The organism is Mesorhizobium sp. M7A.F.Ca.US.005.03.2.1 (genome assembly GCF_003997795.1).
GTDB lineage: Bacteria > Pseudomonadota > Alphaproteobacteria > Rhizobiales > Rhizobiaceae > Mesorhizobium > Mesorhizobium ciceri.
Genome location: NZ_RZRP01000165.1, coordinates 1 through 9,233, shown reverse-complemented (window position 1 = coordinate 9,233; position 9,233 = coordinate 1). Strand labels below are relative to the sequence as shown.

Below are 9,233 nucleotides of genomic sequence, written 5' to 3'. Positions count from 1 at the left end.
TTGTCGAATGACTGGCCCTTGCGGTGTCGCGGTTCCAGATCATTGCCGATGATCCGGACAAGCATGAAGCTGTCGGCAATCTGCGAGATCGGCGACGCCGTGTAAGTCTCGCGGGCGGCCTCGATCCGCTTGCCGAGTCCGCGCCGGTATTCAGCATTCTGCTTTGCGGAAATGAGCGCGTTGCCCAATGTCGACCACGGCGACCGCAATTGCGTGCGCACACGGTTCAGTTCGCGATATATCTTCGGCCAGGACGATAGTTTTGTCCTACCGGGCTGTGAGCTCATGACGGCACGCAGGGAGACCGGATCCCGATCACCGCCTCGGGGATGCGCGCGGTTTCGCCAATCATTCCGACTTCGACTCTGGACCATTTCTGAGCGTGAGGCGACCAAGCCCTGAATTGTGCGACACGATCAATCATGGAAAACGTCTCTCGCATGTAGCGTTGCGAATGTCCTGTTATGTTCTGCTGAATAAGTGACGGCAGGTTGCCAGGCAACGCCGACAGGACAATGCGATAAATCAAATCCGAAAACCACATAGCATGGCAAATGCCCCGGCATCGGCGATTCGCCTTCACGCAAAGGCAAGCTCGCGAAAGATGCGCCGGTGATCGCAATTTTCTTGGAACCAATCCTCCCGGCGCGCGACCAAGCGATGTGTCCAAACATGGTCAGCTTGTGGCGGCCGCATTCGACCGCCATTGCATCGAATGCATGAGTTATCTGCCACTCCCCGCATATCACCTCACGGCCCTAGCCTCGTCCGTCCTGCATTGTTGAACCCGACAACCCTTTGCTTACTATATGGTTTTCCAGGCCTTGCCGGCTGCTCCTATGCGTGCTTACTTGTGGTTGTTTTCATGAGGGGGATACAATCATGCGTTTTCTACTTGCTGCGGTCGCCATGCTGTCGTTCGCCGCCACCGCGGCTCTGGCCGATCCAGCTTCGGATTTCAAAAGAGCCGATCAGGCATTGAACCAGACCTTCAAGCAAATCCAGAAGCGGCTTACGGATGATTCCGACGGCAAGGCACGGTTCGTGAAAGCGCAGAGAGCGTGGATTGCGTTCCGCAACGCCGAATGCACGTTTCAATCCAGCGGTGACGATGGTGGCTCCGCGGCGCCGATGGTTGCCGCTGCTTGTCAGGCTGACCTGACCAAGGCCCGCACCAGGCAGTTGAAGGCCTACCTGAACTGCCAGGAGGGTGACCTCTCTTGCCCGGTGCCATCAGAATAATCTGGAGTGACAAAATGCCGAATTTCAAGATGAGATATGTGCTGATCGCGCTTGTGCCGTTGGCGGTTGCCGGTTGCGTCAGCGCTGAGGATCAGCGCGCAATGGATCAGCAACAGTGCGCGTCTTACGGCTACAGGCCAGGAACCAACAGGTTTGCCGACTGCATGATGCAACAGACCTCACAACGTTCAGAAGATGAGCAGCGCTCATTGGATCGCATGGCCGCGCAAGAACAGAGAGACAAGGATCGCAAGGAAGCGCGTCGAAAGGACGACAGCTACATCGATCCAAGGCCGAGTTACGACAAGGACGGCAATCCGAATTTCGACACTCAAGGCAATTACCAAGGGTGTCACGGCGCGGGATGTTTGGTCGACAATCCAGACAATAACGATGACGATGACCAGTAGGCTGGCTCCGCGAGGCTCTCCTTCCTGCCCCCTATAGTCCGGACCTCAACCCAATCGAGAAACCCTTCGCCAACTTCAAGCACTACATGCGGCGTTGCGCCAGGTGCAGGCTAGAAGTCAACCCAAATGCGAACCGCTCTACCTCTGGCGAACAGCCGGGAAATGCCGATCCTGCACACGCGATCCGCGATTCCATCAGCTTGAAGGATGGTTCCGGAACTTTTTGCCGCAATGGCAGGTTCGAGCGACATGACGAAACTATCTGACCCCTGGCCCGCCGTTCCCAGCAAGCTGCACGGCGGCCAGGATATCCCGGAAGAGAGCATTTCTATCCATGCTCATACCGCAGGCAGACGGTTGACCGGCGCGATTTACTCCAGGTGTTCTGGAGGAAGAGCCGGGGCATTGAGCGCTGGAACCGAGCCAGCTGCAACGATCATCGAATTTCCCCGAAGAAAGTACCTGCCTCTAGAAGCGCTTTCGGATCAGGGGCCGTTTCAGGGCAAAGCGGGCGATATTGTCGAGCGTTCTTGGCACCGCCATCTCCCCGATGCCCTCAATGGCGCCCTTGGCCGCTGCGTCCTCACGAAAGCGCACTATCCATTCTTCCGTGAGGCTGTCCCGTTGAACAGTGAATCTCGAATTGGCGGTGTCTTCCGGGACCTGGACGCCCATATAATCCGCCACAGCTTCCAGATAGGGCCGTGGGTCTTGCTGCAAATCTTCGTAGACGAATTGACGACAATCCAGCCCCGCAAGTTGTAGGTAGGACCTCCAGAACGCATAGCTTCGATCAATCTGGAAATACGCTTGGCTGATGTCGGCGAAGCTATAAGGAACAGAGCGCGGATTGACTTTCCCTTCGTGCCGGCTCGTCCACACTCCAGACATCCTAGCTCGGTAGAACGAAATAGCTTGCTGAATTCGGTCGCGACGTTCCAACAAAATGAATTCCAAGCCGTGTTTTCTTCGAATCTCGAATAGAAAATCCTTTCCGAATTTCTCCTTACACCAGGCCAGATGGCGCGGAAACAACTTGATCGCAAACCGCCCGTTGTCGGTCGACGCTTTCTCGATGACCGCTTTTTCAAGATCATCATAGGTGCGGGGATCGAAACGTAGATAGGCCGGATCAAGCCATTCCTCCGACCGTCCCATCAGGCCAGTTGCGTTCGTCAGGCTTCCCAGCCAGTTCGAACCGCTTCTTCCCTCTGTAAGAATCGCAACGCCCCGCATAAACTCCTCACTTCACCTTGTCCCGGAACGCATGCCGCAAGGCCCGCTTATCTTCAACCCAAATCAGTGCTGCGTTCCCGCCCCAGGTCCAGGAACACCGTGCTCAGCTTATTGCCGCCGTGATCTTCGTTGCCATCTTGTCGGCATCACCAGGGCTTTGGCTGGATTCTAGACCAGATGACCACGCAATTCATCTAGGACGCCGCATCGGCCGCCATCGTCATCGTGGGCGTGTTCGCCGTCGCCGACACGTCGCCACGCGATTGCTGCGCCTGCCCAGGAGTGTCCTCTGTCGAATAACCGTGAGGGTTGTTTTCGCCGCCATCACTATTTTTGTGAACCAATTCACCCGAGGCGCGACCAAGTGATGTGTCCAAACATGGTTCATCAAGGAGAACGTCTTATGTTTACTGTCTCGAGAAACGTCTTTTTGGCCGCCATCGCCGTTTCGGTGCTGGCCGGCTGCAAGACAACCGCTCCCAGGGAATGCGACAAGCTGAAGCCTGGCGTCACCTATAACGGCAAATGCTGCGGCATCGGCGAGCCTTGCCGCGAAGGCAAGGGCGGCGGCGACAGGCCGGGAAATACGCCTGATCCAGCGCCGCAATGATCTGATTGCGTGTCGCCCGTTCCGGTCAGCGCTGGGACGGGCGGGTTGCGCTCGAAAGCTCGCCAACGTCCAGCCTCCCCTTGAGGCACCGAAATCGTCCACCTCTGTGTAACGCGCGCCCTGGACGGCCCTGTGCCACGCTGTGCCCTGCTTATCCCAAGTGAGGCGTTCTTCCGCCAGCACCTCGACGCTGCTCATCCCGCGCGTCATGCCCACGCGCTTTGTCTGGCGAGCCGGCCAGCATGTCGATCCAAGTCTGATTTGTCTGGTTGGATGGTGGGCGTGACAGGGATTGAACCTGTGACCCCTGCAATGTCAATGCAGTGCTCTCCCGCTGAGCTACACGCCCATCCGAAGCCGCGCATACACCATTTTTGATCCAGCGCGTCAATAGCAGGAAAAAGGAAAGAAGGCGTCGTCTCGCCGCAGTGGCGAAGAGGTGCGGCGCCTCGCCTAGAAAACGGCTCAGGCCGCCTGCAGCATCTTCTCCACCTCGTTGACGAGGTCGCGCAGATGGAATGGCTTCGACAGCACCTTGGCGTCTTTCGGCGCCTTGGAATCCGGGTTCAACGCAACGGCGGCGAAACCGGTGATGAACATGACTTTCAGATCGGGATCGATCTCGGTGGCGCGGCGCGCCAGCTCGATGCCGTCCATCTCCGGCATGACGATGTCGGTCAGCAGCAGCGAGAACGGCTCTTCGCGCAGCCGCTCATAGGCGCTGGCGCCATTGTCGAAATCGCTGACCTGGTAACCGGCGCGCTCCAGCGCCTTGACGAGGAACCGACGCATATCGTCGTCGTCTTCCGCCAGAAGAATGCGTGCCATGATATCCTGTCCGAATCACCCGCCCGAGATTGCCGTTGGGCAAGCCCGTTAACCATCCTGTATATGAGGAGGTGAGGGTAAACATCAAGTGAACGCGGACGGCGATGATCCATATTTGCCGGGGGTGTGCCGCCGCTGAAATGCTGGACACGCGGCCTGCAAGGTGGCACTTTCACATCATGATGCACTGGTGTTTTCGGGTTCGTTCAAATTGAAGACGGCAGCCGAGGATTTTTCGGTCTTTCCACCCTTCGAAATCCGGTCGGGCGCCGAGCAGCGCGTCCCCTTCCTCTTCAATTCGCCGCATAGCGGCCGCTACTATCCCGAACGGTTCCTGGCCATGGCAAGGCTGGACCGCAACGCCATCCGCCGGTCGGAAGACTGTTACGTCGATGAGCTGTTCGGCGGTGCCGTGGCGCTCGGCGCGCCGCTGCTGGCGGCGAATTTTCCGAGGGCCTATCTCGACGTCAATCGCGAGCCGTGGGAGCTCGATCCTCGCATGTTCGCCGAGCCAGTGCCGTCCTTCTGCAACATCCGCTCGGCGCGGGTGGCGGGTGGGCTTGGCACGGTGCCGAAGCTGGTCGGCGAGGGGCTCGACATCTATTCCGGCCGCCTGCCGCTGTCGGAAGCCGTTGCCCGGATCGAAACCGTCTACAAGCCCTATCACGAGACGCTGAAGCGGCTTTTGACCCGGACCCATGCGCGGTTCGGTTTTGCCGTGCTGATCGACTGTCATTCGATGCCGGCGAGCATCCGTGTCGGCGACAGCGGGCTGCGGCCCGACTTCATCATCGGCGACCGTTTCGGCATCTCGGCAACCGCCGCCCTGACCGAGACCGCGATCGGCCTGCTCAGCGCCATGGGCTATTCGGTTGCCCACAACAAACCCTATGCCGGCGGCTTCATCACCGAGCATTACGGCCGCCCGGCGCGCCATCTGCATGCGCTGCAGATCGAGGTCAATCGCGGGCTCTACATGAACGAACGGACATTCGAGAAGGCCGCCGGCTTCGATGCGCTGGCCGACGATCTGACGCGGTTCTCAGCCGACCTGATGTCGATGCCCGACCATCATTTCATCGACCTGCCGCTGGCCGCGGAGTGAAATCGCGGCGTAAAAAAAGACCGCATCGTTTGCACGATACGGTCGAAGTCTAGGGAGGAAACGCCCAAGGAGGGCATGGACAGGAAACCCTGTCCGAGGTCAAGGGTATTGTGCGTTGCACAAATGTCAAGCGACCTTCAGGCTTTTTTAATTCACTCTGATGTGGAAATTGCGTTTCGACGACGCTTATGTGACATCCGGGCAACAGATGCCGTCGCGGAGAAGTCGTCGAACACACTTGTTTTGGTACGAAATTGGCGGCAGAGCACGGCTCGGACATGCTGCAGTGCGGGAGAATCAGTTGGACATCAGTGTCGATTTCATGCGCCGCATCGCGCAGGTGGCGGCGGCGGAGACCTTGCCGCGCTTTCGTGCCCAAGGCGCGGTCGCCAACAAGGAACAGGGCAGTTTCGATCCGGTCACCGAGGCCGATCGCGAGGCCGAGCGCGCTATCCGGGCGTTGATCTCTGCCGAGTATCCCGACCATGGCATTCTTGGCGAGGAGCATGGCAGCGAGAACATTTCGAGCCGGCATGTCTGGGTGATCGACCCGATCGACGGCACGCGCGCCTTTATTTCCGGCCTGCCGGTGTGGGGCACGCTGGTCGGGCTGACGGTCGACGGTGACGCCGTTGCCGGCATGATGGCGCAACCCTTCACCGGCGAGCTGTTCTACGCCAACGCCTCAGGTTCGCACTATGAGGGGCCGGGCGGGCCGCGAAAACTGACGACCCGCAAGACGACGAAGTTGGACCAGGCGACGCTGTTCACCACCACGCCGGCGCTATTCAAAGGCGAAGCGCGCAACCGTTACGATGCATTCGAAAGACAGATCCAACTCGCCCGCTATGGCGCCGATTGCTATGCCTTCGCCATGATCGCTTCGGGAAGCGTCGATATCGTCGCCGATCCCGGTTTGAAGCCATACGACATCGTGGCGCTGATCCCGATCATCGAGAAGGCAGGCGGTGTGGTCACCACATTCGATGGCGGGCCTGCGGAAAAGGGCGGCGATGTCCTGGCGGCTGCAACGCCGGAACTCCACGCAGCTGCCATGGCTGCCTTGCGCGGCTGACCAGCGACCGGCGGCCGTCAGGCCGTGGGGTCGTCGCTGCCGGGAATGAAGGCGTCGAAGGCGGCGAGCAATTGCTCGCGGTAGATGTCGGCTTCCTGCAGGATTTCGTGGCGGGAGCCGTCGATCATCAGCAATGAACCGAGCCGCAGACGCCTGGCGTAGGCTTCGACAGCCCTGGTCGAGACGACCTGGTCGGCGCCGGCGGCGATGATCAGCAGCGGGACCTGGATCCGGGCCATGAAGTCGGGGTCGTTGACGGCTTCCGAAGCTTTCGCGGCTGCCCGCAGCCAACGGATCGTCGGCCCGCCAAGCGCCAGTTGCGGGTATTCTTCATAGATCCGTGTGTTGCGCCGATAGCGTTCCGGGTCCGATGTCAGCTTGTTGGTCTCGAAAGGGGCCGTTACCCTCGGCCGCGGACCCCAGGCGGCATAGAGCCGGCCGAGGCCGAGAGCGCAGAACAGGGAACAGACGCGGCGAACCGTCGAGATCGAGACCGGCAGGTCGGGCAGCGTCAGGAAGGGCGCGATCAGCACCATGCGCCGGACGCGGTTCACCATCGACGGCGCGGCCAGCAGGGTGATCAATGCGCCTGCCGAATGGGCCAGGATGTAGTAGGGTCCGCGGCAATCGGGCAGCACGATCTCCTCGAAGAACTGTTCGAGGTCGGCGGTGTAGTCGCGGAAGCTGCTGACGTAGCCGCGCTGGCGATCGCGGATCAGCCGGTCTGAATCGCCCTGGCCTCGCCAGTCGAGCGTGGCGACGCCAAAGCCACGATCGGCAAGGTTGCGGATGGTTTCGAAATATTTCTCGATGCACTCGTTGCGGCCGGTGAGCAGGACCACGGTGCCCTTCATCGGGCGAGCGACCGCGCCGAACAGGCCGTAGCGGATATTCTTGCGGTCACGCGTGGTGAAGAAGCCGCCGGCGGCGTTTTCCGGCCGCGGATTGCCCTCGATTTCGTGAAAAAGGGAGTTTTCGGTGAAAAGATCCGTCATTCGGCGCTTCGTGCTCGGCGTCTCGCATGCCCGCCTGCGCTGGCCGGCTCCGCTAAGGTGATAGACGCCCATGCGCCAAAAGCCAAGGAATTCCCGGTGACTGACTGGGCTGCAACAGGGAAGGCCGGAAGCCGCTTGAAAGCGTGCTTCCGGCCTCTGTCGATCCGGGAGGAAGGGACGTTACACCCGGTCGGCCTCGTTGCGGTGCCTGTTGTGCAATCGGCGCCGCCAGTCCTTGATCCTGGAATGGACTTTAGCGCCGGCTGCCTGAACGCGCGCCGAAGTGCCGGTTCATCTGCCGTTCATCAAGGGCCCGGCCGCCGTGGCTTTTGCCGCCAGGTGAAATCTTGAAATGCTTTCCAGCGCTCCCCAAATGTCTCGTGCGGTCGCCAATGTCGGGGCCGCTGGCCCACCCGAAACGCCGCTCAAGGGTTTCGCACCGGCCATACGCAAACCATGTTGCTCAACAGGAGAACACCTCATGCGTCACGTTGATTTTTCCCCGCTTTATCGCTCGACCGTCGGCTTCGATCGTCTGTTCACGATGCTCGATTCGCTTGCGCAGCCGGATGGCGCGCAGACCTACCCGCCCTACAACATCGAGCGCACCGGTGAGGATTCCTACCGGATCTCGATGGCGGTTGCCGGCTTCTCTGACGAGGAAATCTCGATCGAAGCCCATCGCAACGTGCTGACCGTGAAGGGTGAGCGCAAGGACGAGGGCACCGGCGAAGGCTCTGAACTGCTCTATCGCGGCATTGCCTCGAGAGCCTTCGAACGCCGCTTCCAGCTTGCCGACCACGTCGAAGTTGTCGGTGCTTCGCTGAAGAACGGCCTGCTGTTCGTCGACCTCAAGCGCAACATCCCCGAGGAGCTGAAGCCGCGCAAGATCGCGATTACGGCATCTTCGGCCAAGGCCAAGCAGATCGAGGCCAAGACCGCTGCCTAAAGTACAAGTCTCCTCCCGAGACGGAAGCGGCGCCGAAAGGCGCCGCTTTTTTGTTATCGGGGATTTCGGTATCAGGCGATCAGCTGGCCAAAACGGTCGACCTCATCGGCCGTCGTCGCGAAGCTGGTGACGAAGCGATACAGCAACTCGTCCTCGCTGATGTGGCCGTCAAAGCCGTGCGGCTTGTGCCAATCATAGAACGCCGCACCCGCTGCCTGCAGCTTTTCAGCTTCGGCTTTCTTGATCACTGCGAAAACCTCGTTTGCCTGCGGCAGCCATGCCAGCTTTGCCGTGGCCGAATCCTCGATCGCAGCGGCAAGGCGTGCGGCCATGGCGTTGGCGTGGCGGGCGGTGTCCAGCCACAATCCGTCTTTGAAATAGGCCTCGAACTGCGCCGCGACGAAGCGCGATTTCGAAAACAGCTGGGCGGCGCGCTTGCGCAGGAACGCCAATTCCCTGGCACGATCAAGATCGAACAGCACGATCGCTTCGGCGCACCAGCAGCCATTCTTGGTGCCGCCGAAGGACAGGATGTCGACGCCGCGTTTCCAGGTCATTTCGGCTGGCGACGTGTCGAGCGCGACCAGCGCATTGGCAAAGCGGGCGCCGTCCATGTGCAAGGGCACCGAATATCGTTTGGCGATCGCCGCGATCGTCTCGATCTCATCCAGGCCGTAGATAGTGCCGACCTCGGTCGACTGGGTGATCGAAACGGCCATCGGCCGTTTCGCACCGGAAATCGTCCATTGGGGACGGCCGATGGCCGTTTCGATCACCCAGTCG

At 60.1% G+C, this 9,233-nt stretch carries 12 protein-coding genes and 1 tRNA gene; 6 read left to right on the top strand and 7 right to left on the bottom strand.

The features are described 5' to 3' along the window. Positions 1 to 221 (bottom strand): hypothetical protein (locus EN991_RS11990; RefSeq protein ID WP_245460947.1); only part of this gene is annotated, 221 nt, incomplete at its 3' end. A gap of 195 nt (positions 222 to 416) precedes the next feature. Continuing rightward, complete coding sequence (locus tag EN991_RS11985) at positions 417 to 707, bottom strand: hypothetical protein (protein WP_127368816.1); 291 nt, start codon at positions 705 to 707, stop codon at positions 417 to 419. A gap of 202 nt (positions 708 to 909) precedes the next feature. Between EN991_RS11985 and EN991_RS11980 the strand changes: the two genes are divergently transcribed. Together EN991_RS11980 and EN991_RS11975 are read left to right on the top strand one after the other, a co-directional pair. After that, complete coding sequence (locus EN991_RS11980; RefSeq protein ID WP_224621359.1) at positions 910 to 1,242, top strand: lysozyme inhibitor LprI family protein; 333 nt, start codon at positions 910 to 912, stop codon at positions 1,240 to 1,242. A 14-nt stretch (positions 1,243 to 1,256) separates the two neighbouring features. Continuing rightward, the gene (locus EN991_RS11975) at positions 1,257 to 1,652 is read left to right on the top strand and encodes a hypothetical protein (protein ID WP_013529710.1); all 396 of its coding nucleotides are present in this window, start codon (positions 1,257 to 1,259) and stop codon (positions 1,650 to 1,652) included. Positions 1,653 to 2,120: 468 nt separating this feature from the next. On the opposite strand, the gene EN991_RS11970 is transcribed toward EN991_RS11975, so the two are convergent. Next, a complete protein-coding gene (locus EN991_RS11970; protein ID WP_027161395.1) occupies positions 2,121 to 2,888 on the bottom strand; it encodes a Stf0 family sulfotransferase in 768 nt (255 codons plus the stop codon). Positions 2,889 to 3,291: 403 nt separating this feature from the next. On the opposite strand from EN991_RS11970, the gene EN991_RS11965 reads away from it, so the two are divergent. Continuing rightward, on the top strand, positions 3,292 to 3,498 hold the full coding sequence (locus tag EN991_RS11965; RefSeq protein ID WP_013529712.1) for a hypothetical protein: 207 nt from the start codon (positions 3,292 to 3,294) through the stop codon (positions 3,496 to 3,498). A 274-nt stretch (positions 3,499 to 3,772) separates the two neighbouring features. Here the strand turns inward: EN991_RS11965 and EN991_RS11960 are convergent. Both EN991_RS11960 and EN991_RS11955 read right to left on the bottom strand, forming a co-directional pair. Then, positions 3,773 to 3,847 (bottom strand) — tRNA-Val (locus EN991_RS11960). A gap of 116 nt (positions 3,848 to 3,963) precedes the next feature. Then, the gene (locus EN991_RS11955; RefSeq protein ID WP_006199474.1) at positions 3,964 to 4,326 is read right to left on the bottom strand and encodes a response regulator; all 363 of its coding nucleotides are present in this window, start codon (positions 4,324 to 4,326) and stop codon (positions 3,964 to 3,966) included. Between the two features lie 163 nt (positions 4,327 to 4,489). On the opposite strand from EN991_RS11955, the gene EN991_RS11950 reads away from it, so the two are divergent. Beyond that, positions 4,490 to 5,431 (top strand): N-formylglutamate amidohydrolase, encoded by a 942-nt coding sequence (locus tag EN991_RS11950; RefSeq protein WP_013529713.1) that lies wholly within the window; start codon positions 4,490 to 4,492, stop codon positions 5,429 to 5,431. Positions 5,432 to 5,732: 301 nt separating this feature from the next. Continuing rightward, positions 5,733 to 6,506 (top strand): histidinol-phosphatase, encoded by a 774-nt coding sequence (hisN, locus tag EN991_RS11945; protein ID WP_024502739.1) that lies wholly within the window; start codon positions 5,733 to 5,735, stop codon positions 6,504 to 6,506. Positions 6,507 to 6,523: 17 nt separating this feature from the next. On the opposite strand, the gene EN991_RS11940 is transcribed toward hisN, so the two are convergent. Next, a complete protein-coding gene (locus EN991_RS11940) occupies positions 6,524 to 7,501 on the bottom strand; it encodes an alpha/beta hydrolase (protein ID WP_127368815.1) in 978 nt (325 codons plus the stop codon). Positions 7,502 to 7,982: 481 nt separating this feature from the next. Here EN991_RS11940 and EN991_RS11935 point away from each other — a divergent pair, with 481 nt between their 5' ends. Beyond that, positions 7,983 to 8,450, top strand: coding sequence for an Hsp20 family protein (locus EN991_RS11935; RefSeq protein ID WP_013529716.1), 468 nt, complete (start codon positions 7,983 to 7,985; stop codon positions 8,448 to 8,450). A 71-nt stretch (positions 8,451 to 8,521) separates the two neighbouring features. On the opposite strand, the gene EN991_RS11930 is transcribed toward EN991_RS11935, so the two are convergent. Then, on the bottom strand, positions 8,522 to 9,233 hold a 712-nt coding region (locus tag EN991_RS11930; protein ID WP_127368814.1), incomplete at its 5' end, for a beta-eliminating lyase-related protein.

Excerpts from the sequence above, each read along its gene's own strand:
- EN991_RS11980 (WP_224621359.1), top strand. The coding sequence starts at position 910 with ATGCTGTCGTTCGCCGCCACCGCGGCTCTGGCCGATCCAGCTTCGGAT.
- EN991_RS11975 (WP_013529710.1), top strand. The coding sequence starts at position 1,257 with ATGCCGAATTTCAAGATGAGATATGTGCTGATCGCGCTTGTGCCGTTG.
- EN991_RS11955 (WP_006199474.1), bottom strand. The coding sequence starts at position 4,326 with ATGGCACGCATTCTTCTGGCGGAAGACGACGACGATATGCGTCGGTTC.
- EN991_RS11940 (WP_127368815.1), bottom strand. The coding sequence starts at position 7,501 with ATGACGGATCTTTTCACCGAAAACTCCCTTTTTCACGAAATCGAGGGC.
- EN991_RS11935 (WP_013529716.1), top strand. The coding sequence starts at position 7,983 with ATGCGTCACGTTGATTTTTCCCCGCTTTATCGCTCGACCGTCGGCTTC.
- EN991_RS11965 (WP_013529712.1), top strand. The coding sequence starts at position 3,292 with ATGTTTACTGTCTCGAGAAACGTCTTTTTGGCCGCCATCGCCGTTTCG.
- EN991_RS11985 (WP_127368816.1), bottom strand. The coding sequence starts at position 707 with ATGGCGGTCGAATGCGGCCGCCACAAGCTGACCATGTTTGGACACATC.
- EN991_RS11970 (WP_027161395.1), bottom strand. The coding sequence starts at position 2,888 with ATGCGGGGCGTTGCGATTCTTACAGAGGGAAGAAGCGGTTCGAACTGG.